The sequence below is a fragment of the Curtobacterium sp. MCPF17_047 genome (genome assembly GCF_003234045.1).
In the GTDB taxonomy this organism is placed as follows: domain Bacteria; phylum Actinomycetota; class Actinomycetes; order Actinomycetales; family Microbacteriaceae; genus Curtobacterium.
The window spans coordinates 1-20,433 of record NZ_QKSF01000002.1 but is presented as its reverse complement, the minus strand read 5'-3'; the positions used below and the strand labels follow the sequence as shown (position 1 = coordinate 20,433).

The following is a 20,433-nucleotide window of genomic DNA, read 5'->3' as shown; positions in this document are numbered from 1 at the left end:
GGTGTCGCCACGGGCCTCCCGTCCGTCAACCGGTCACGTCAGGACCGGCCGGTCTCGTCAGTACCAGCCGGTCACGTCAGGACCGACCGGTCTCGTCAGCACCAGCCGGTCACGTCAGTAGTCGACGCGCCCGTGCCGGTTGTGGAACTCCCCCGTCGGCCCGTCCGGACCGAGGAGCGCGAGCATGACCGTGGCGTCGGTCCCCTCGGTCACCGTCTGGTGGCCGGAGTGCCCGTTGAAGTCCGTCGCGGTGTAGCCCGGGTCGCTGACGTTCACACGGAACCCGGGCAGGTTCTTCGCGTACTGCACCGTGAGGGTGATGACCGCGGCCTTCGACGCCGCGTACGGGATGCTCGGCACGTGGAACTCGTCGTGGCCCGGGGTGCTGAGGAACCGCGGCCAGCCGACCCCGGACGCGACGTTGACGATGACGGGGTTCTCCGAGGCGCGCAGCAGCGGCAGTGCCGCCTGCGTCACCCGGACGATGCCGGTGACGTTGGCGTCGAGGACGGACGCCATCGCCTCCGCCGTCAGGTCGTCCACGCCGAACGAGGTCCCCAGGACGCCGGCGTTGTTGACGAGCACGTCGAGCGCGGGGATCGAGGCGAGGGCCTCGTCGATGCTGGACTGGTCGGTGACGTCGAGGCGGACGACGGTGGCGCCGAGGGCACGCACGGCGTCGGCGTCCTCCGGGTTCCGGACGCCGGCGTAGACGGTGTGGCCGGCCTCGATGAGGCGGCGGGCGGTCTCGAGTCCGAGGCTGCGGTTCGCCCCGGTGATGAGTGTGGTGGTCATGGGGACCATCGTGCTCGCTCCGCCCGCACTCCCCCAGGCCCCGCTCGACGTGCTGTCCCCCGGACCCTGGGACTGGCAGTACCACGGTCCGCTGGCCGAAACGCGCGAGGATGTGTGCATGAGCGAGTTCGCCGACGTCCTCCGGTCCTGGCGCGACCGGGTCACCCCAGCCGAGGTCGGCCTGCCCGCCGGCGCCGGACGACGCACCGCGGGCCTCCGACGTGAGGAACTGGCCGCCCTCGCCGGGGTCAGCGTCGACTACGTCGTGCGACTCGAACAGGGCCGTGCGACGAACCCGTCACCGCAGCTGCTCGCCGCTCTGGCCACCGCACTCCGCCTGACCGAGCAGGAGCGCGACCACCTGTTCCGCGTCGCCGGTGCCGCTCCCCCGACACATGGGCTCGTCCCCCGGCACATCACACCTGGCGTGCAGCGGATCGTCGACCGGTTGACGGACGTGCCGCTCGCCGTCTTCACGGCCAGCCACGACCTGCTGCACCGCAACGAGCTGTGGGCTGCCGCGACGGGGGACGTCGACCGGTGGCAGGGTCGTTCCGCGAACCTCGTCTGGCAGTTCTTCACCGACGGGCACGCCGGCGTGGAGTTCGACGACGAGCACGCCGAGGCGTTCGCGTCCGACCTCGCCGCCGACCTCCGCACCGCCCTCGGCCGCTACCCGGACGACCGGCGCCTCGCCGAGCTGGTGCGGGACCTGCGGGCGACGAGCCCGGAGTTCGAACGGCGCTGGGGCGAGGCGCGGATCGCCGAGCACCGGACCAGCCGGAAGACCCTGCAGACCCCGGTCGGTCCGATCGAGGTCGACTGCGACACCCTCTCGGTGCCGGGCAGCGACCTGCGGATCGTCGTCTACACGGTGGTGCCCGGCAGTGACGACGCTTCGCGACTGGACCTGTTGCGGGTCACGGGCCTCCAGCGCGTCTGACCGCCCGCGGAACGCAACGTCGGCGTCGCCGCGCAACGGAGTGATGCTGCGAGGAACCGCCCACGTTGCGGTCCGCGGGAGGGACTACTCGCCGAAGCCGGATCGGACCAGGTCCGCCAGCGCATCGACCGCGGCCCGGGCGTCCGGGCCGGACGCCACGATCGTCACCGTCGCACCCTTCGGCAGCGCGAGCGCCATGATCGCCAGGAGGCTCTTCGCGTCGACCCCGTTCACCCGGACCGAGGCGTCGTGCTTCGCCGCCGTCTTCACGAACTCCGCAGCGGGACGGGCGTGCAGGCCCGACGCGTTGACGAGCTCGACGGTGGCGGTCGCGTTGGTCCCGTCGGCCGCACCGGCGTCGGAGACCGTCGGCGTGCCTCCCGGGAGGCCCGTGGCCGCGTCGTCCGCGCCGGCGCCGGTCCCGGCCGTGGTCCCGGATGCGCTCGCAGCAGCCGCGAGGACCGCGTCGACGTCGCCCCCGGTCTGGGCGGCGACGGCCGCCGCGACGGTCCCCTCGACGACCGGGGCGTCCGAGACGTGCACGCGGGCACGCAGCTCGTCGTCCAGGAAGTCGAGCGCCGTGTCCGTCGTCAGGTAGGCCGATCCGAGGTCGCACAGCACGACCACGCCGTCGGTCCCGGCGAGTTGTTCGATGCCGGCGGTGATCGCCTCGAACGAGGTGCCGATGCCGCCTTCGTCGGTCCCACCGGCCGCGACGAGCTGCACGTCGCCGGCCATCTGTCGTGCGATGTCCACCGTGCCCTGCGCGACGGCGGCGCTGTGCGAGACGACCAGGATGCCGACGCTCATGCCGCGTCCACGGCGGCACGGAGGACGTAGGCGCTCGACTGGGCACCGGGGTCACGGTGCCCGACCGCGCGGTCGCCGAGGTAGCTCGCGCGTCCCTTCCGGGCGACCAGCTCGTCGGTCGATGCGGCACCGGTCGCTGCTGCGTCGGCCGCGGCCGCGAGCACCCGTTGCGGGGTCTCCCCCGCGGCGGCGGCTGCGGCTGCGGCGTCGACGGCCGGCGTCCACGCGTCGATCATCGTCTTGTCGCCGACCTCGGCCTTGCCGCGGGAGACGACGCCGTCGCGGGCTGCGGTCAGGACGGCGACCAGCGTGTCGGCGTCGAGTTCGGTGGCATCACCTGCCGCCTGGGCCGCCTTGAGGTACGCCGTGCCGAACAGCGGACCGGCCGCGCCGCCCACGGTGGAGATGAGCTTCGTCGCGACGAGCTTGAACACCGCACCCGGCGTCTCGGGATCCGCGTCGTCGAGCGCGACGACCACCGCGCGGAACCCCCGGTCGAGGTTCTCACCGTGGTCGCCGTCGCCGATCTCGCGGTCGAGCGTGATCAGCTCCGCCCGGTGCTCGTCGATGGTGGCGGCGGTGCGGCGGACCCAGTCGATGGCCCAGGCGGTGTCGAGCGACAAGGTGTGTCCCTTCGTGCGGCCGACCGGCTGGTCGGCGTCGTGAGCGGAGTCGTGGTGCGGTGTCAGCGTCCCCAGTGGAGCGACGGCGTCTCCACCGGCGCGTCCCAGAGTGCCGTGAGGTCCTCGTCGAGCACCGTGACGGTGAGCGAGAACCCCTGCATCTCGAGGGAGGTGACGTAGTTGCCGACCAGGCTACGCGCGACGGTGTAGCCACGATCCGAGAGGACCTCGGCGGCGCGTCGGTAGGCGATGTAGAGCTCGGACTGCGGGGTCCCGCCCATGCCGTTGACGAGCAGGAGCAGCTGCGCCCCGGCCGGTGCGTGCAGGTCGGTCAGGATCGGCTCGAGCACCCGGTCGACCAGTTCGTCCGCCGGCGCCATCGGGATCCGCTCCCGGCCGGGCTCGCCGTGGATGCCGATGCCGAGCTCGGCTTCGTCATCGGCCAGCGTGAAGGACGGCTCGCCGGCGTGCGGGACGGTCCCGGAGGCCAGCGCGAGCCCCATGGACCGCGTCACCTCGTTGACGCGGCGGGCCACGGCCGCGACGGCGTCCAGATCGTCGCCACGTTCGGCGGCGGCGCCCGCGCACTTCTCCACCACGACGGTGCCCGCGACCCCGCGGCGACCGGCGGTGAACAGCGAGTCCTGCACGGCGACGTCGTCGTCCACCACGACGCTCTCGACCCGGACGTCGTCCATCGCGGCGAGCTCGGCGGCGGTCTCGAAGTTCAGGACGTCCCCGGTGTAGTTCTTCACGATGTGCAGGACGCCCGCTCCCCCGTCGACGGCCTTGGTGGCGGCGACGATCGGGTCGGGCGTCGGGCTGGTGAACACGGGGCCCGGGACGGCGGCGTCGAGCATGCCGTACCCGACGAAGCCGGCGTGCAGGGGCTCGTGTCCGCTGCCGCCACCGCTGACGATGCCGACCTTGCCCGACACCGGGGCGTCACGGCGGTACAGGTGGACCGGGTCCTCGACGAGCACGACGTGTTCGGCGTGGGCGAGGGCGAACCCCCGGACGGTCTCGATGACGACGTCCTGCGGGTCGTTGATGAGCTTCTTCATGCTGCGCCTCCGGGAGTGTGACGAGGGTGTGCCACGAGTACGACACGGATGTCCGGCACCGGTCCATCGCCTGCACACCGCCGACGTCGTCCGGAGTCGGGCTCACTGTACCGCCGTGCGGTGTCCTCGCCAGGGGCAGTCGCGGGCACGTGTGCCGCCGTTCTGCACGTTCGTGCACCGGCCCCACCCTCCGACCCGGTCGCCGCGTCTCCCGGCATCCATGACCCGTGCACGTCCGTTCACTTTGACGGGATTGCGGTTCGAGTCCATCGCCCTCCGGAAATTCCCAGCACTAAGCTCGGGCTCAATCACTCGACGGGGAGTGCCGGTGCTCAGCCGGGGCCCCCGACCACAGCAAATCGGAGGTACCGGTGGACGACATCGGCGTCAAATTCCTGTCTGAGCTCGTCGGCACGGCGATGCTCATCATCCTGGGTGGCGGCGTGGTCGCCGCGGTCTCGCTCACGAAGTCCAAGGGCTTCGGCGCAGGCTTCCTCATGGTCACGATCGGTTGGGGCTTCGCGGTCTTCGCCGGCGTCACCGTGTCGTACAAGTCCGGTGGACAGCTGAACCCGGCGGTCAGCCTCGCGCAGGCCATCATCGGCAACATCTCGGTCGGCGAGATGTTCCTCTTCTGGCTCGCGCAGCTCATCGGCGCGATCATCGGTGCCGTCATCGTCTGGCTCGCCTACAAGCAGCACTTCGACGAGGAGCCCGACGCCGCGGCGAAGCTCGGCGTCTTCTCCACCGGTCCCGCGATCCGCAACTACGCGTGGAACCTGGTGACCGAGATCATCGGCACCTTCGTCCTCGTGTTCGTGGTCCTCGCCTTCACGAACGGCAAGACCCCGTCCGAACTCGGCGCCATCCCGGTCGCGTCCCTCGTGATCGCGATCGGTGTCTCGCTCGGTGGCCCCACCGGCTACGCGATCAACCCGGCACGTGACCTCGGCCCGCGCATCGCGCACGCCCTCCTGCCGATCAAGGGCAAGGGCACCAGCGACTGGTCCTACGCCTGGGTCCCGGTCGTCGGCCCGCTCGTCGGTGGTGCACTCGCCGCGATCCTCTCCGGCGCGCTGCTCCCGATGGCGTAGTCACCGGGCCACCAGCACCACCAGCACCACCGACGCGGCCGCCACGCTGCACCTCCCTCGTGGCGGCCGCGTCCCGCCACCCGCGCGGCCGCCCCGCGCTGCACCACCCGAACACCCGCGGCCGGGTCGACCCGTCCCGTCCGCAGCACCGAACACCGTCGTAAGGAGCACCAATGGCCGACTACATCGTCGCCATCGACCAGGGAACCACCAGCACGCGAGCGATCGTCTTCGACCACTCCGGTTCGATCGTCTCCGTCGGTCAGAAGGAACACGAGCAGATCTTCCCGCGCGCCGGATGGGTCGAGCACGACCCGGCGGAGATCTGGGACAACACCCGTGAGGTCATCGGCCAGGCCCTCTCCCGTGCCGACATCACCCGTCACGACGTCGCAGCGGTCGGCATCACGAACCAGCGCGAGACCGCGGTCGTCTGGGACAAGACCACCGGCAAGGCCGTCTACAACGCCATCGTCTGGCAGGACACCCGCACGCAGTCGATCGTCGACAAGCTCGCCGACGGCGACACCGACCGCTACAAGGCCATCGTCGGCCTGCCCCTGGCGACCTACTTCTCCGGCACGAAGATCGCCTGGATCCTCGAGAACGTCGAGGGTGCACGCGAGAAGGCCGAGGCCGGCGACCTGCTCTTCGGCACCACCGACACCTGGGTCCTCTGGAACCTGACCGGTGGCACCGACGGCGGCGTCCACAAGACCGACGTCACGAACGCCTCGCGCACCCTGTTCATGGACCTCGAGACGCTGCAGTGGCGCGACGACATCCTCGCCGACTTCGGCGTCCCGAAGTCGATGCTCCCGGAGATCGTCAGCTCCTCCGAGGTCTACGGCCACGTCGAGTCCTCGAGCCTCCTCCGCGAGGTCCCGATCGCCGGCATCCTGGGCGACCAGCAGGCGGCGACCTTCGGCCAGGCGGCGTTCGACCAGGGCGAGTCGAAGAACACCTACGGCACCGGCAACTTCCTCATCTTCAACACCGGCACGGACATCGTCCGCTCCGAGAACGGCCTGCTCACCACCGTCGGCTACAAGCTCGGCGACCAGGAGACGCACTACGCCCTCGAGGGTTCCATCGCCGTCACCGGCTCGCTCATCCAGTGGCTCCGCGACAACCTCGGCATCATCGGCAGCGCGCCCGAGGTCGAGACCCTCGCCACGACGGTCGAGGACAACGGCGGCGTCTACTTCGTCCCGGCCTTCTCGGGTCTCTTCGCGCCGTACTGGCGTCCGGACGCCCGCGGCGCGCTCGTCGGCCTCACCCGGTACGTCAACAAGGGGCACATCGCCCGGGCGGCCCTCGAGGCGACGGCACTCCAGACCCGCGAGGTCCTGGACGCCGTCAACGCGGACTCCGGCGTCGAGCTCACGGAGCTCAAGGTCGACGGCGGCATGACCGCCAACGACGCGCTCATGCAGTTCCAGGCCGACATCCTCGACGTCCCCGTGGTCCGCCCGGTGGTCGCCGAGACCACGGCGCTCGGTGCCGCCTACGCGGCCGGCCTGGCCGTCGGGTTCTGGGCGAACCTCGACGAGCTCCGTGCCAACTGGCAGGAGGACAAGCGCTGGGAGCCCCAGCTCGACGCCGCCGAGCGCGAGCGCACCCTCCGCCTCTGGAAGAAGGCCGTCACGAAGACCTTCGACTGGGTCGACGAGGACGTCCGCTGACGCGGGTCGCCTGACCGCTCCAGACGGGAGGCCCGTACCGGTTCCGCAGAACCGGTACGGGCCTCCCGTCTGTTGCGTGTGCCTGCCTGTGTGCCTTCCGCCGAGACGCCTCGGTGTCCGTGAGACGCCGCCGCAACCGGCGGTGTCCGGGTACTCGGCGGCGTCCCGCGTCGCCGCCGGCGTCTCAGGCCGGGTCGGAGGCGGGGGCCACGCCGACCCACTCGTCCAGTTTGCGCATGGCGGCGCCGGAGTCGATCGATCCCGACGCGACGACCAGCTGCTCGCGGAAGCGCTGCAGGATCGGACGGTCGGCCTCGGTCGGGTCCTGCGCGAGACGGAAGGACACCAGTCCGGCCGCCGCGTTCAGCAGGACGATGTCGCGCACCGGTCCGGTCTCGCCGGCCAGCACCGTCCGGACGATCGCCGCGTTCTCCGCCGGCTCGCCGCCGAGCAGGTCCTCGATCCGGGCGTGGGCGATGCCCAGGTCGCGCGGGTCCAGGTCGTGCTCCGTGATGCGCCCGCCGGACACCTCCCAGATGTGGCTGTGGCCGGTGGTGGTGAGTTCGTCGAGGCCGTCGTCGCCGCGGAACACGAGCGCGGTCGCACCCCGGGTCTGGAACACGCCGGTGATGATCGGCACGAGTTCGAGCTGCGCCACGCCCACGGCGTTCGCCTCGCAGCGCGCCGGGTTGACCAGCGGGCCGAGGAAGTTGAACACCGTCGGCACGCCGATCTCGCGGCGGGCCGGGCCTGCGTGGGCGAATCCGGGGTGGAACGCGCTGGCGAACGCGAAGGTCAGACCGACACGCCGGAAGGTCTCGGCGACACGCGCGGCGTCCATCGTGAGGTCGAGACCGAGGGCGGCGAGCACGTCACTCGACCCGGACTTGGACGAGCTCGCCCGGTTGCCGTGCTTCACGACGGGCACACCCGCCGCGGCGATGACGATCGCGGCCATGGTCGAGATGTTGACGGTGCCGACGACGTCCCCGCCCGTGCCGACGATGTCGAGGGCCATCGGGTCGACATCGAGCGGCACGGCGGCGTCGAGGATCGCGTCGCGGAAACCGACGACCTCGTCGACCGTCTCGCCCTTCGCGCGGAGGGCCACGGCGAAGGCGGCGATCTGGGCGGAGGTCGCCTCGCCCTGCACGATCTGCTCCATGGCCCATGTGGACTGCCTGATCGAGAGGTCCTCGCGCGCCATGAGCGCGCTGATCACCGAGGGCCAGGAGAGTACGTCAGACATGGCTCGATCGTACTGATTCTGGAGGACCCGCCAGTTGCCTGCGAAAACACTGTCGGGGGTTTCCGCCATAATGGAAGACGTGACAAGCACCCCTCTCTCCAGATCCGTCAGCGGTCCGGTCCTGAACAGGCCGAACCCCGTTGCCGTGGGGACGATCGTGTGGCTGGGCAGCGAGGTCATGTTCTTCGCCGGCCTGTTCGCGATCTACTTCACGCTGCGAAGCACCTCCCCCGAGCTCTGGGCAACCGAGAGCGCCAAGCTCGAGGTGCCGTTCGCATCGGTGAACACCATCGTCCTGGTGCTGTCGAGCTTCGCCTGCCAGTTCGCGGTCTTCGCCGCCGAGCGGTTCCAGGTGCACCGCACCAGCTGGAACCCCAAGGACTGGGGCATGACGGAGTGGTTCTTCGTCACCTACTGCATGGGCGCGATCTTCGTCTGTGGGCAGATCTTCGAGTACGCCAACCTCTGGCACGAGGGCATGACGCTCTCCTCGAGCGCCTACGGCTCCGCCTTCTACATGACCACCGGCTTCCACGGTCTGCACGTGACCGGCGGTCTCATCGCCTTCCTCCTCACGCTCGGGCGTGGGTTCGCCGCGAAGAACTTCGGGCACAAGGAAGCCACCACCGCGATCGTGGTGTCGTACTACTGGCACTTCGTCGACGTCGTGTGGATCGGTCTCTTCGCCGTCATCTACCTCCTCAAGTGAGAATCAGGCAGCCCCACAGCATGTTCAACACATCGAAGAAGAACAAGAAGGGCCGTCGCTCCCCCCTGGCGACCGTGTCCCTGCTCGCCGTCGCCCTCATGACGACTGGTGGTGCGTACGCACTGTTCAGCACGTCGGCCAACGCCGACGACAGCACCAGCACCACGCTGGCCGCATCCAGCCAGTCCCAGGTCAACGAGGGTCAGAAGCTCTTCGCGTCGAACTGCGCCACGTGCCACGGGCTGTCGGCACAGGGCACCAGCGAAGGCCCGTCCCTCATCGGTGTCGGCTCGGCAGCGGTCGACTTCCAGGTCGGGACCGGCCGCATGCCGCTCGCCGCCCAGGGCCCGCAGGGTGAAGAGAAGCCCGAGCAGTTCACGGACCAGCAGGTCGACGCCATGGCGGCCTACGTCGCCTCCCTCGGCCCCGGCCCGTCGGTCCCGTCGTCGAAGCTCACCGACGGCGCAGAGGGTGACGCTGCCGAAGGTGCCGAGCTCTTCCGCATCAACTGCGCGATGTGCCACAACGTCGCCGGCGCCGGTGGCGCGCTGACCGAGGGCAAGTACGCACCGAACCTGCGCGACGTGTCCGGCAAGCACATCTACGAGGCGATGCTCACCGGCCCGCAGAACATGCCGGTGTTCAACGACCTGAACCTGACCCCGGACCAGAAGGCCGACGTCATCACGTACCTGAAGTACGTGCAGGACAACAGGTCGCCCGGTGGCTTCGGCCTGGGTGACCTCGGCCCGGTCGCCGAGGGTCTGTTCATCTGGATCTTCGGTCTCGGAGCGGTCGTCGCGATGACCGTCTGGCTGACCGCGAAGACCAACTGATCGTCCGTGTCGCACGACACTGAAGGGAACACCATGGCAGAGCACGACGACGAGGCACTGAACTCGTCCTCGGCTGTCGAGAGGCACGACGCGAACCAGCCGGTCGGGACCGCGGTCCTGCCCCACGATCCGTTCGAGAACCCGGGCGAGCCGCCGCACCGCGCGCGCCGCACGGACGTCGACTCGAAGAAGCAGCGTCTGGCCGAGCGCCAGGTCGCCACGTTCTTCTACGTGTCGATCGTCGCGAGCGTGCTCTCGATCGCCGCGTACATCGCCTTCCCGATCGACCCGGACGAGTTCGGAACGGTCCGTACCGCGAACCTGTTCCTCGGTCTCTCCATCACGCTCGCCCTGCTCGCCCTGGGCATCGGTGCCGTCTACTGGTCGAAGACGCTCGTCTCCGACCGCGAGATCACAGAGATGCGCCACACCACGCGTGGCACGGACGCGACCCGCGCCAAGGCCGTCGAAGCCTTCCAGCTCGCCGACAAGGAGTCCGGCTTCAGCCGTCGCAAGCTGATCCGCAACTCGCTCATCGGTGCCCTGGTCGCCTTCCCGCTGCCCGGCATCGTCCTGGTGCGCGACCTCGCGCCGAAGGAAGACCCGAACGAGCTGCTCCGTCACACCTTCTGGAAGTCGGGCCTCCGCCTGACCAAGGACCCGACGGGTCTGCCGATCAAGGCGTCCGACGTCACCATCGGATCGGTGTTCCACGTCATCCCCGAGGGCATGCTCGACTCCGAGCACATGCTCGAGGAGAAGGCCAAGGCCGCCGTCCTCCTGATGCGCCTGGACCCGAAGGACCTCAACCCCGCCAAGGGCCACGAGAACTGGGGCTACGACGGCATCGTCGCCTACTCCAAGATCTGCACCCACGTCGGATGCCCGGTCGCGCTCTACGAGCAGCAGACGCACCACCTGCTGTGCCCGTGCCACCAGTCCACCTTCGATGTCTCGAACAACTGCGAGGTCATCTTCGGACCGGCGGCCCGCCCCCTTCCCCAACTTCCGATCTCGGTCGATGACGACGGCTACCTGGTCGCACAGAGCGACTTCCACGAGCCGGTCGGCCCGTCCTTCTGGGAGCGTGCCCGCTCATGAGCAGCACAACGACCACCACCCCCACCACCGAGTCGGCGAACAAGCCGGCTCCTGACCGTGGCTCGCGTCTGATCAACTACACCGCGAACTACATCGACGAGCGCACGAGCATCTCCGGCCTGGTGAAGGAGGTCGGTCGCAAGATCTTCCCCGACCACTGGAGCTTCATGCTCGGTGAGGTCGCGCTCTACAGCTTCGTCGTCGTCCTGCTCTCGGGGACCTTCCTGACGTTCTTCTACCAGGCGTCCATGGCCGAGGTCGTCTACAACGGCACCTACGTCCCGCTCAAGGGCGTCGAGATGTCGGTGGCGCTGCAGTCGACGCTCAACATCTCCTTCGAGATCCGCGGCGGTCTGTTCGTCCGGCAGATCCACCACTGGGCGGCCCTGCTGTTCGTGGCCTCCGTCATGCTGCACATGGCGCGCGTCTTCTTCACCGGCGCGTTCCGCAAGCCGCGCGAGCTCAACTGGGTCTTCGGCTTCGTGCTCTGGGTCCTCGCCATGGCCGAGGGCTTCACCGGGTACTCGCTTCCCGACGACCTGCTCTCGGGCAACGGTCTGCGCATCATCGTCGGCATGATCGAGGGTGTGCCGGTCATCGGTGTCTGGATCGCCTACCTGCTCTTCGGCGGCGAGTTCCCCGGGACCGACATCGTCGGCCGTCTGTACACGCTGCACATCCTGCTGCTGCCGGCGATCCTCGTCGCAGTGCTCGGTGTCCACCTCGTGCTCGTCGTGATCAACAAGCACACCCAGTACGCGGGTCCGGGCAAGACCAACGACAACGTCGTGGGCGTCCCGATCCTGCCGGCGTTCGCCGCGAAGGCCGGTGGCTTCTTCTTCATCGTCGCCGGCATCCTCGCCGCCATCGCGTCGTTCTTCACGATCAACCCGATCTGGAACTACGGCCCGTACGACCCCTCCCCCGTGTCCGCCGGTACCCAGCCTGACTGGTACATCGGCTTCGCGGACGGTGCGCTCCGTCTGGTGCCGCCGCACTGGGAGGTCAACTGGTTCAGCTACACGATCTCGTTCAACATCCTCGTTCCGATCGCGGTCCTCATGGGTCTGATCATCGCGATCTTCGTGTACCCGTTCATCGAGGCCTGGGTCACGGGAGACGAGCGGGAGCACCACATCGCCGACCGCCCGCGCAATGCCCCGACCCGGACCGCTCTCGGCGTCGCCGGCATCACGCTCTACGGTGCGCTGTTCACCGCGGCGTCGTCCGACCTCATCGCGACCCACTTCATGGTGTCGATCAACCACGTGATCCACGTGCTCCAGGCAACGACGGTCCTCGGTCCGTTCGTGGCCTTCTGGATCACCAAGCGTGTCTGCCTCGCACTGCAGAAGAAGGACCGCGAGATCGTCCTGCACGGGTACGAGTCGGGCCGCATCGTCCGACTGCCGCACGGTGAGTACATCGAGGTGCACGAGCAGCTCGACGAGTACGAGCGCTGGCGTCTGCTGGAGTTCAACGACTACAAGCCGCTGATGATCCGCCCGGACTCCCGTGGTCGCATCACCTCGCTGCAGAAGGCTCGTGCACGCGCCTCCCGCTTCTTCTTCGAAGACCGCATCGAGCCGGTGTCGAAGAACGAGCTCGAAGCCGCGCACGCCGCGCACCACGGTCCCGACCTGGAGGGGACCCACCAGGCCCCACAGGTCGGTGCCGGGACGCACTAGTCTCCTCGGTAACACTCCTCGGCAAGAACGCGAACACCCCTCGTCCACTTCGTGGTCGGGGGGTGTTCGCGTTCGCCTCAACCCGCGGACATCGGACACGCCGCCCCAGTTCACGGGGCGTTCAGACGTGGGTGCTGGAATCGTCGAGGACGGTGTGGCACTGTGTTGCACCACGCACCCGCTGCCAACGGAAGAAGAGACCGATGGACGCCCGGACGGCCGAACACCCCAGGCCGAACCACTTCCTGCTCCACCTCAGCGACACCCACCTCATCGCCGGCGACGGCGCGCTCTACGGGGCCGTCGACTCCGCCGCACGACTCGGCCAGATCATCGCCGAGATCGAAGCCTCCGGATCACGCCCGGAAGCGATCATCATCACGGGCGACGTCGCCGACAAGGGTGAACCGGGTGCCTACGTCAAGGTCCGCGACATCATCGAACCCGCCGCCGAACGTCTCGGCGCGCAGGTCATCTGGGCCATGGGCAACCACGACGAACGCGGCGCCTTCCGACAGGGGCTCTTCGGCCTGCAGCCCACCGACCGCCCCGTCGACTTCGTGTACGACGTGAACGGCCTCCGTGTCATCACACTCGACACGAGCGTCCCCGGACACCACCACGGTGAGGTCTCCCCGGAACAGCTCGACTGGCTCGCCGAGGTCCTCTCCGAAGCGGCACCGCACGGCACGATCCTCGCGATGCACCACCCGCCCGTCCCGAGCGTCCAGGACCTCACCGTCCTCGTGGAGCTCCGCGACCAGCCGGCCCTCGCCGAAGTGGTCGAGGGCAGCGACATCCTCACCATCATCGCCGGCCACCTGCACTACTCGACGAGTGCCGTGTTCGCGGGCATCCCCGTCTCCGTCGCCAGCGCCACCTGCTACACGCAGGACCTCAACGAGTTCCAGGGCGGCACCCGCGGACGGGACGGTGCCCAGTCGTTCAACCTCATGCACGTCTACGGACACCAGGTCGTGCACTCGGTCGTCCCGATCGGCACCTACGCGACCGTCGGCGAACCCGTGTCCTCCATGGAGACCGAAGCGCGGCTCGCTGCTGCCGGGGTCGTCATCCCGACGGCCGTCGAGCCCGCGCCCGTCACGGCCTCGATGCCGGTGTTCACCCTCGACTCGGTGCCGGTGTCCCCGATACACCGCTGACGGCGTGTACGGGGGCCTGGCGGCCGTGCACGGGCCGCTCGCGAGGGGGTTGGGCTTCGGCGCCGTGCTCGCGGGTGCGCCCGGAGCGACCTCGGGAGATAACTGGGATCCAGCGCCGTGCTCGCAGGCTCGCACGGAGCGACTCCGGGAGATGGCTGGGCTTCGGCGCCGGGCTCGCAGGCTCGCCCGGAGCGACTCCGGGAGATGGCTGGGCTTCGGCGCCGGGCTCGCAGGCTCGCCCGGAGCGCCCCGGCAGGGCGCTCCGCGCCCTAGGCGCCGGGGCGCTCCCACGGCGCCGGGAAGGGGAAGTAGCGCTCGAGGAAGTCGGTGACCCGCTCGGTACGCTCCTCGTCACTGACCTCCGGGAAGCTGCCGTCGTTCAGGCAGAACATGTCGACGTTCCGCTTCTTCAGCAGCTCGTCGAGCTCCCGGAGCCCCGCTTCCATCGTCGTGTCGATGTACCCGACGGTCGCGTTCTCCTGGATGATCGCCCGACCGGTGAGCAGCGCGTAGTAGTGGTACAGCGAGTTCGTCACGGAGATGTTGTCCGCCGCACGGAACCGGGAGCCGGCGGTCGCAGCGAACTCTGCCGCGAACTCGTGCTCCATCTCGGTCATGATGCTCCTCCGCAGCGGCGTGGCCGCATGCTCGAGGTGCCGCGTGGTGACCGCGCCGAACCGCTGCTGCAGGAGCTTCCGGTTCACCCGTGCCGAGTTCTCGAATCCGCTGCGTGCCGGGTTGTTCGTCCCGAGCCCGATCCGGGTGGTCGCGAGGATGAACTTCGTCACCGATCCCGGGCTGAAGAACATCGACGGGTCGACCTGGCGCCCGAAGAACATGTCGTCGTTCGAGTAGATGAAGTGCTCGCTGAGCCCCGGGATGTGGTGCAGCTGCGCCTCGACGGCCTGCGAGTTGTGGGTCGGCAGGACCGAGGGGTCGGCGAAGAACTCCTCGCTGCGGACGATGCGCACCTTCGGGTGGTCCGCCAGCCACTCGGGCGCCGGTGAGTCGGTCGCGATGTAGATGCGGCGGATCCAGGGCGCGAAGATGTGGACCGACCTGAGCGCGTACTTCAGCTCGTTGATCTGCCGGAAGCGGGCGGGGGCGTCGTCGCCCTCCCCCAGGACGGCGTTCGCCTGCGCGGCCTGACGGGCGCGCTGGTACTCGATCGCGTTGCCGTCCACCCACGAGAAGACGATGTCGATCGGGAACCGGATGTCGGAGACGTGGTCGTCGAACATGTGCTCGACGGTGGACCAGCCGCGACCGTAGCGCTCGATGTCGACGAGGACGAACTCCTCGATCGGCAGGCTGCGTCGCATCAGGGCGTTCTCGACGGGCGCCAGGACCTCGGTCTCGGTGACACGCCAGAACTCGAGCTGCACACTCGTCTCCGCGCCGTACCGCAGACGGCCCATCGGCTCGAGGCGCGGACGGAACAGGCGCAGGACGGGCTCGTCGGCCGATCCGAAGCCGTCGTCGACGACGAGCAGGGCGGCCTTGCCCGGCGGCTTCGCGTAGAACGGCTCGCCGGCGGCGGCGTCCATCACGGCGCTCTCGGCCCGCTGGCGGTCGCGCTCGTCGACGGCGATGACCGGACGCTGGTCGTTGCCGCGGATGAGCAGGTGGTCGACGTCGCCGGCGGTGAGGGCGTCGTCGAGGAACAGCAGGTCCTCGATCATCGACTGCTGGGGCGTGAGGTGCCCGTTGATGAGGGTGAGCCGTCCCTTGCGGAGGACGACGTCAGGACGGTCGAGACCGCCGGAGGACGGTCGAGGGGTCAGCAGAGGACTCTCGGTCACCGGCTCGGTCTCGTTGCTCATCCATGCCTTCCAGGTCACGCCGCCGTACTCGATGCACAGCACCTGCGATCTTACCGGGAGGCGCGGCGTCAGTCCGCCGCGCGGGGCACCTTGACCGCGATCCCGACGACGATGAAGAGCGCCGCCGCCACGAGCTGCAGCGCGGCCCACAGCTGCCCCGGGATCGGGAGCACCACGACCGGGTTCCAGCAGACGGCGACGGCCGCGGTGAGGACCGCCGCCCACCAGGCGCGTCCGCGGATCGCGAAGACCAGGACGATGAGCGCCAACACCGTGACGCCCCAGCGCGCGAAGACGAACGCCGAGGAGTCGAGGAACGCCACGCACGCCAGGAGCACCACGGCTGCGAGGAGCGACGGCGCCAGGGCCGGACGGGTGAAGTCCGGCAGGGTCCGTCCGTCGCGGCCCGACCCGCTCCCCTGGGTGGCGCCGCGCGAGTCCTGCCGCGACGAGCCCTGCCGCGACGAGCCCTGCGGAGACGAGGCCGCCTGCTGCGAGGACCCGATCGCCGGCCGTCCCTTCCGTGCCGTCATCGGTCCTGGGCGTCGCGCAGGTCCGCCAGCGAGATCGGCCGTGACATCGGCGGCAGCTCACGGACACGCTCGAGCGCCGGCACGAGTTCGGCGACGTAGGCGCGGTACCCGTCCTCGTCGAGGTGCAACCCGTCGTCGGTGAACCGCTCGTCGAGGTGGTCCCCGTCCGCCAGGGCCGGCCAGACGTCGAGGTACTGCGCGTGGCAGGTGGCGACGAACTGACGGAGGTGCCGGTTCGCCTGCTCGATCTTCTGCGTGAACTCGGCCTGACGCGGCAGGATCGACACCAGCAGCAGTCGGACGCCCGGCAGCGCACGACGGAGGCTCACCAGGGCCGACTCGACGTTCCGCACGACGTGCTCGGCGCTGGCACGGTGGTGGCCGAAGTCGTTCGTCCCGATCAGGAGGACGATGACCTCGGGTGCGGCCTGCACGACCTCGTCCAGGCGTGCCAGGACTCCGTCGGTGGTGTCGCCGTCGACGCCGAGGGTGATCGTCCGCTCATCGGGCAGCCACTGTGCCCAGTCGCCGCCCGCGGTGATGCTGTCACCGAGGAACAGGACACCGCCTCCGGCCGGGCGTTCGCCGCCCGTGCTGCCGCCGTCCGTGCCGTCGTCGCTCATGCCGCCTCCTCGTGCGCTGGCTGCGCGTCGTCATTCTGGTACGTGGAGTTGCGCTGCGTCGAGTCCGTACGGTGCGCCTCCCGTTCAGCCCGGGCGGTGATCCGCTCGACCATGCCGGGGAAGATCACCCCGTGGAACGGCAGGATGCCGTACCAGTAGAGCCGCCCGGCCAGACCCTGTGGGAAGTAGATCGCCCGCTGGTGGTAGTCGCTGCCGCCGTCGTCCGACGGGGTGACGGTCATCTCGAGCCAGGCGCGCCCCGGCGACTTGAACTCGGCCCGGAGGCGCAGGTACCGACCGCGCACCAACCGTTCGACGCGCCACCAGTCCAGCGCGTCGCCCTGCTCGAGACGCTTCGGGTCGCGACGGCCGCGGTTCAGGCCGACACCGCCGGCGATCTTGTCGAGCCAACCGCGAGCGACCCAGGCGAGCGGGAACGAGTACCACCCGTTCTCGCCCCCGATCGACTCGACCACGCTCCACACGGCCTCCGGTGGGGCGGACGAGTGCCGCTTGCGGTCGTCGACGTAGACGGTGTGGCCGGCCCAGTCCGGGTCGCTCGGCAGCGGATCGGCCGACCCGCTCGAGAGCGTCGCGTTCCGCCAGCTCGTCTCGACGTCGCCCTTGCGCATCTTCGCCAGTGCGAGCCGGACCGCTCGGCGGTACGAGGTGAGTCCGCCCTCCGGCTGCGGGATGACGTCGTCGATGTCGTGTTCGCGCTGGACGCACTCGAACTGCAGCGACTCGATGATCGGGGTCGCGAGCTTCCGCGGGATCGGCGTCACGACGTTGAACCAGTGCGCCGCCAGTCGCGGGGTCAGGACCGGGAGGACCGTGATCGGTCGCTGCGGCAGCTTCGCCTCCACCGCGTAGCCGTTGAGCATCTGCCCGTACCGGAGCACGTCCGGCCCGCCGATGTCGAACGTGCGGTTGACGTCGGCGGGGATCGTGAGTGCTTCGACCAGGTAGTAGAGGACGTCGCGGACGGCGATGGGCTGGATGTGGTTCCGCACCCAGCGCGGCGCGGGCATCCACGGCAGGACGTCCGTCAGGTGCCGGATCATCTCGAACGACGTGCTGCCTGAACCGATGACGACGCCCGCCTGCAGCGCGACGGTCGGCACCCCGGAGCCGAGGAGGATCTCCCCCACCTCTTTCCGGCTGCGGAGGTGCTTGCTGAGGTCGCCGTCCGGGTGCAGACCGCCGAGGTACACGAACCGCTGCACGCCGGCCTCGTGACCGACACGGGCCATGGTCTGGGCGGCGTCGCGCTCGGCCTGCTCGAAGTCGCCGTCCGCTCCCATGGCGTGGGCGAGGTAGTAGACCGCCTCGATCCCGTCGACCGCGGCGGCGACTGCGTCGGCGTCCTGCAGGTCACCCTCGGCGACGGTCACCCGGTCCGCCCAGGGGACGTCCTGGAGCTTCCGGGGGTTGCGGACGAGGACCCGGACGTCGTGCCCGGCATCGAGGAGTCTGGGGACCAGTCGACCACCGATGTACCCGGTGGCCCCGGTGACGAGGACGCGCATGCTCCGCACGGTACGCCTCACGCCTGCTTGTAGGCTTGCCGGGTGGAAAACGCAGCGCTCCCCGACAACGCCGAAGCCGTCACCGCTGATGCCGTGCGTCGGCTCATCGACCACGCCGTCCTCAAGCCCGAGCTGAGCCGCTCCGAGGTCGATGCGCAGCTCGACGAGGCCGCCGCGCACCGCGTGTTCAGCGTCTGTGTCCGTCCGGGCGACGTCCTGCACGCCGTCGAGCGCCTGCAGGGCACCGGGGTGGGCGTCGGCACCGTGATCGGCTTCCCGCACGGCACCACCTCGACCGTGGCCAAGGTCGCCGAGTCGCTGCAGGCCCTCGCCGACGGGGCCTTCGAGCTCGACATGGTGCAGGACATCGGCGCCGCGAAGTCCGGTGACTGGCAGCGTGTCGAGCGTGATGTCCGCGCCGTCGTCGATGCCGCCGGGGACACCGTCGTCAAGGTCATCCTCGAGACCGCGTACCTCACCGACGACGAGATCGTCGCCGCCAGCCGTGCCGCCGTCGCCGGTGGTGCCGCGTTCGTCAAGACCTCGACCGGCTTCGCCGGCGGTGGCGCGACCGCCGAGCACATCCGTCTGATGCGCGAGACCGTCGGTCCCGACACCGGTGTGAAGGCCTCCGGCGGCGTCCGCGGCCTCGACACCCTGCTCGAGATGGTCCGGGCCGGCGCGAGCCGCATCGGCACCAGCGCCTCCGCTCGCATCCTCGACGAGGTCGCGCACCGCGTCGCCACCGGTGCGGCCTCGGACCGCGGCGACGACACCTCGTCCTACTGAGCCCCTCTCCCCCGACCGACCTCACCTGGCCGGCCGCGTCCGGACGTCACGACACGTCCCGGACCGCTGCCCGGCCTCCCGACCGCCACACCGGAGTGCGCATGTCCAGTACCACGACCTCGTCCGATTCCTCGAACCTGGCCCTCGCCGTCGACCTCGGCGGCACGAAGGTCGAGGCCGCGCTGGTCACCGACCAGGGCGTCGTCCTGCCCGCCTCCCGGCACCGCAGCCCGACCGGCCCCGGCCGCACGTCCGAGGAGCTGCAGGCCGCGGTCGACGAGGTGGTCGTCGCGACCCTCGCCAGCCTGCCGGAGGACGCGACCCTGGTCGGCGTCGGGATCGGCTCGGCGGGTCCGGTGGACGAGGAGAACGGCCTGGTCTCCCCGCTGAACATGCCGGTCTGGCGCGGCTACCCGCTCCGCGACCGCGTCGCCGCCCACGTGCCGGAGGGCGTCCCGGTGACGCTGCGCATGGACGGGCTCGCGATCACGCTCGCCGAGCACTGGGTCGGTGCGGCGCAGGGCTCTGACCACGTGATGGGCATGATCGTCTCGACCGGCGTCGGTGGCGGGCTCATCCTGCACGGTCGGACCGTGAGCGGGCCGACCGGCAACGCCGGCCACATCGGACACGTCGAGTGCGGCGGGTACGACGACCCGTGCGCCTGCGGTGGCACCGGCTGCCTGGAGGCTGTGGCCAGCGGCCCGAAGACCGTCGCCTGGGCGCGTCGTCAGGGGTTCGCCGGCAGCACCGGCGAAGAGCTCGCGGCCGCCTACGCGGCCGGGGACGAGGTCGCCGTGGCCGCGGTCAAGCGGAGCGGTCGCGCGCTCGGTCAGGCCATCGCGGCCGCGACGAGCCTGGTCGATCTGGAGGTCGTGGCGATCGGTGGCGGGTTCTCGCACGTCTCCCCCGACCTGTTCGAGTACGCCCGACAGGCCATCGCGGAGCGGGTCGAGTTCCCGTTCGTGACGAAGGTGCGGATCGTGCCGACCGGGCTGTCGCAGGACGGCCCGCTCATCGGCGCGGCGGCGCTCGTGCACCGGGCCGACGTCCTGCGCTGACGCCGCTCCACCGCTTGTCCACACCCGCGCCCCCGGTGACGCCGGCTACGCCATCATGTGCTCGTGCCCTCCTCCCGCCTCGTCACCACGGACGACTGGCCGGCGGCGGAACTGCACGCCGCCGTCCTTGCCGGTGACCTCGTCGCGGTCGGTGCCTGCTGGGCGTCGGTCGCCGAACCGCAGGACGCCGCCCTCCGGGCCGCATCGTACGGATGGAGCGTCGGCGATCCGCGGGTCGTCGCCGGCGGCTTGAGCGCCGCGTGGATCTGGGGCGGGTGCTCCCGCCCCAGATCCACGCGGCGCTCAAGCCGCCGG

19 protein-coding genes and 1 pseudogene are annotated in these 20,433 nt (G+C 70.0%); 11 read left to right on the top strand and 9 right to left on the bottom strand.

Features of this window, described 5'->3' with window-relative positions:
• Positions 1-114: 114 nt before the first annotated feature.
• Entirely contained in the window at positions 115-795 is a 681-nt protein-coding gene (locus tag DEJ33_RS02495) for an SDR family NAD(P)-dependent oxidoreductase (protein WP_111077146.1), read from the bottom strand.
• Positions 796-913: 118 nt separating this feature from the next.
• Between DEJ33_RS02495 and DEJ33_RS02490 the strand changes: the two genes are divergently transcribed.
• Positions 914-1,738, top strand: coding sequence for a helix-turn-helix domain-containing protein (locus DEJ33_RS02490; protein ID WP_111077341.1), 825 nt, complete (start codon positions 914-916; stop codon positions 1,736-1,738).
• An 84-nt stretch (positions 1,739-1,822) separates the two neighbouring features.
• On the opposite strand, the gene dhaM is transcribed toward DEJ33_RS02490, so the two are convergent.
• The 3 genes from dhaM to dhaK all read right to left on the bottom strand — a co-directional run bounded on the left by dhaM (position 1,823) and on the right by dhaK (position 4,235).
• Complete coding sequence (dhaM, locus tag DEJ33_RS02485; RefSeq protein ID WP_111077145.1) at positions 1,823-2,548, bottom strand: dihydroxyacetone kinase phosphoryl donor subunit DhaM; 726 nt, start codon at positions 2,546-2,548, stop codon at positions 1,823-1,825.
• Complete coding sequence (gene dhaL, locus DEJ33_RS02480) at positions 2,545-3,171, bottom strand: dihydroxyacetone kinase subunit DhaL (protein ID WP_111077144.1); 627 nt, start codon at positions 3,169-3,171, stop codon at positions 2,545-2,547. Before dhaL ends, dhaM begins: the two co-directional genes overlap by 4 nt.
• Positions 3,172-3,233: 62 nt before the next feature.
• The gene (gene dhaK / locus DEJ33_RS02475) at positions 3,234-4,235 is read right to left on the bottom strand and encodes a dihydroxyacetone kinase subunit DhaK (protein ID WP_111194230.1); all 1,002 of its coding nucleotides are present in this window, start codon (positions 4,233-4,235) and stop codon (positions 3,234-3,236) included.
• Between the two features lie 371 nt (positions 4,236-4,606).
• Here dhaK and DEJ33_RS02470 point away from each other — a divergent pair, with 371 nt between their 5' ends.
• Entirely contained in the window at positions 4,607-5,329 is a 723-nt protein-coding gene (locus DEJ33_RS02470; protein WP_111194229.1) for an MIP/aquaporin family protein, read from the top strand.
• Positions 5,330-5,502: 173 nt separating this feature from the next.
• Entirely contained in the window at positions 5,503-7,014 is a 1,512-nt protein-coding gene (gene glpK, locus DEJ33_RS02465; protein WP_111077141.1) for a glycerol kinase GlpK, read from the top strand.
• Positions 7,015-7,198: 184 nt separating this feature from the next.
• Here the strand turns inward: glpK and trpD are convergent, their stop codons facing one another.
• Complete coding sequence (gene trpD, locus DEJ33_RS02460; RefSeq protein WP_111194228.1) at positions 7,199-8,263, bottom strand: anthranilate phosphoribosyltransferase; 1,065 nt, start codon at positions 8,261-8,263, stop codon at positions 7,199-7,201.
• Positions 8,264-8,333: 70 nt separating this feature from the next.
• Between trpD and DEJ33_RS02455 the strand changes: the two genes are divergently transcribed.
• The 5 genes from DEJ33_RS02455 (at position 8,334) to DEJ33_RS02435 (ending at position 13,760) form a co-directional block, all read left to right on the top strand.
• Positions 8,334-8,972: a heme-copper oxidase subunit III gene (locus DEJ33_RS02455; RefSeq protein ID WP_110902297.1), complete on the top strand. Its 639-nt coding sequence runs from the start codon at positions 8,334-8,336 to the stop codon at positions 8,970-8,972.
• Between the two features lie 20 nt (positions 8,973-8,992).
• The gene (locus DEJ33_RS02450; protein WP_111077139.1) at positions 8,993-9,808 is read left to right on the top strand and encodes a cytochrome c; all 816 of its coding nucleotides are present in this window, start codon (positions 8,993-8,995) and stop codon (positions 9,806-9,808) included.
• Positions 9,809-9,841: 33 nt separating this feature from the next.
• Positions 9,842-10,909 (top strand): ubiquinol-cytochrome c reductase iron-sulfur subunit, encoded by a 1,068-nt coding sequence (locus DEJ33_RS02445; RefSeq protein WP_111077138.1) that lies wholly within the window; start codon positions 9,842-9,844, stop codon positions 10,907-10,909.
• Entirely contained in the window at positions 10,906-12,597 is a 1,692-nt protein-coding gene (locus tag DEJ33_RS02440; RefSeq protein ID WP_111077137.1) for a cytochrome bc complex cytochrome b subunit, read from the top strand. The genes DEJ33_RS02445 and DEJ33_RS02440 overlap by 4 nt, the downstream gene beginning before the upstream one ends.
• 203 nt (positions 12,598-12,800) lie before the next feature.
• A complete protein-coding gene (locus DEJ33_RS02435) occupies positions 12,801-13,760 on the top strand; it encodes a phosphodiesterase (RefSeq protein WP_111077136.1) in 960 nt (319 codons plus the stop codon).
• Between the two features lie 269 nt (positions 13,761-14,029).
• Here the strand turns inward: DEJ33_RS02435 and DEJ33_RS02430 are convergent, their stop codons facing one another.
• The 4 genes from DEJ33_RS02430 to DEJ33_RS02415 all read right to left on the bottom strand — a co-directional run bounded on the left by DEJ33_RS02430 (position 14,030) and on the right by DEJ33_RS02415 (position 18,268).
• Positions 14,030-15,583, bottom strand: a complete 1,554-nt coding sequence (locus DEJ33_RS02430; protein ID WP_111194290.1) for a stealth conserved region 3 domain-containing protein — start codon at positions 15,581-15,583, stop codon at positions 14,030-14,032.
• Positions 15,584-15,651: 68 nt separating this feature from the next.
• Positions 15,652-16,116 (bottom strand): DUF6804 family protein, encoded by a 465-nt coding sequence (locus tag DEJ33_RS02425; protein WP_181432801.1) that lies wholly within the window; start codon positions 16,114-16,116, stop codon positions 15,652-15,654.
• Positions 16,113-16,739 (bottom strand): GDSL-type esterase/lipase family protein, encoded by a 627-nt coding sequence (locus tag DEJ33_RS02420; protein ID WP_111194227.1) that lies wholly within the window; start codon positions 16,737-16,739, stop codon positions 16,113-16,115. The genes DEJ33_RS02425 and DEJ33_RS02420 overlap by 4 nt, the downstream gene beginning before the upstream one ends.
• The gene (locus DEJ33_RS02415) at positions 16,736-18,268 is read right to left on the bottom strand and encodes an SDR family oxidoreductase (RefSeq protein ID WP_111194226.1); all 1,533 of its coding nucleotides are present in this window, start codon (positions 18,266-18,268) and stop codon (positions 16,736-16,738) included. The genes DEJ33_RS02420 and DEJ33_RS02415 overlap by 4 nt, the downstream gene beginning before the upstream one ends.
• A gap of 42 nt (positions 18,269-18,310) precedes the next feature.
• On the opposite strand from DEJ33_RS02415, the gene deoC reads away from it, so the two are divergent.
• From deoC to DEJ33_RS17425, 3 genes and pseudogenes are all read left to right on the top strand, one after another.
• On the top strand, positions 18,311-19,057 hold the full coding sequence (deoC, locus tag DEJ33_RS02410; RefSeq protein ID WP_111194225.1) for a deoxyribose-phosphate aldolase: 747 nt from the start codon (positions 18,311-18,313) through the stop codon (positions 19,055-19,057).
• A gap of 101 nt (positions 19,058-19,158) precedes the next feature.
• Complete coding sequence (locus DEJ33_RS02405) at positions 19,159-20,118, top strand: ROK family protein (protein WP_111194224.1); 960 nt, start codon at positions 19,159-19,161, stop codon at positions 20,116-20,118.
• Between the two features lie 63 nt (positions 20,119-20,181).
• A pseudogene (locus tag DEJ33_RS17425) lies at positions 20,182-20,433 on the top strand (hypothetical protein); the annotation flags it as partial.

Bases quoted from the DNA above. Each gene is read 5' to 3' on its own strand.
- trpD (WP_111194228.1), bottom strand. From the start codon at position 8,263: ATGTCTGACGTACTCTCCTGGCCCTCGGTGATCAGCGCGCTCATGGCG.
- dhaM (WP_111077145.1), bottom strand. From the start codon at position 2,548: ATGAGCGTCGGCATCCTGGTCGTCTCGCACAGCGCCGCCGTCGCGCAG.
- DEJ33_RS02450 (WP_111077139.1), top strand. From the start codon at position 8,993: ATGTTCAACACATCGAAGAAGAACAAGAAGGGCCGTCGCTCCCCCCTG.
- DEJ33_RS02415 (WP_111194226.1), bottom strand. From the start codon at position 18,268: ATGCGCGTCCTCGTCACCGGGGCCACCGGGTACATCGGTGGTCGACTG.
- glpK (WP_111077141.1), top strand. From the start codon at position 5,503: ATGGCCGACTACATCGTCGCCATCGACCAGGGAACCACCAGCACGCGA.
- DEJ33_RS02430 (WP_111194290.1), bottom strand. From the start codon at position 15,583: ATGAGCAACGAGACCGAGCCGGTGACCGAGAGTCCTCTGCTGACCCCT.
- DEJ33_RS02405 (WP_111194224.1), top strand. From the start codon at position 19,159: ATGTCCAGTACCACGACCTCGTCCGATTCCTCGAACCTGGCCCTCGCC.
- DEJ33_RS02435 (WP_111077136.1), top strand. From the start codon at position 12,801: ATGGACGCCCGGACGGCCGAACACCCCAGGCCGAACCACTTCCTGCTC.
- DEJ33_RS02445 (WP_111077138.1), top strand. From the start codon at position 9,842: ATGGCAGAGCACGACGACGAGGCACTGAACTCGTCCTCGGCTGTCGAG.
- DEJ33_RS02455 (WP_110902297.1), top strand. From the start codon at position 8,334: ATGGAAGACGTGACAAGCACCCCTCTCTCCAGATCCGTCAGCGGTCCG.
- DEJ33_RS02425 (WP_181432801.1), bottom strand. From the start codon at position 16,116: ATGACGGCACGGAAGGGACGGCCGGCGATCGGGTCCTCGCAGCAGGCG.
- DEJ33_RS02495 (WP_111077146.1), bottom strand. From the start codon at position 795: ATGACCACCACACTCATCACCGGGGCGAACCGCAGCCTCGGACTCGAG.
- DEJ33_RS02490 (WP_111077341.1), top strand. From the start codon at position 914: ATGAGCGAGTTCGCCGACGTCCTCCGGTCCTGGCGCGACCGGGTCACC.
- dhaK (WP_111194230.1), bottom strand. From the start codon at position 4,235: ATGAAGAAGCTCATCAACGACCCGCAGGACGTCGTCATCGAGACCGTC.
- DEJ33_RS02420 (WP_111194227.1), bottom strand. From the start codon at position 16,739: ATGAGCGACGACGGCACGGACGGCGGCAGCACGGGCGGCGAACGCCCG.
- DEJ33_RS02440 (WP_111077137.1), top strand. From the start codon at position 10,906: ATGAGCAGCACAACGACCACCACCCCCACCACCGAGTCGGCGAACAAG.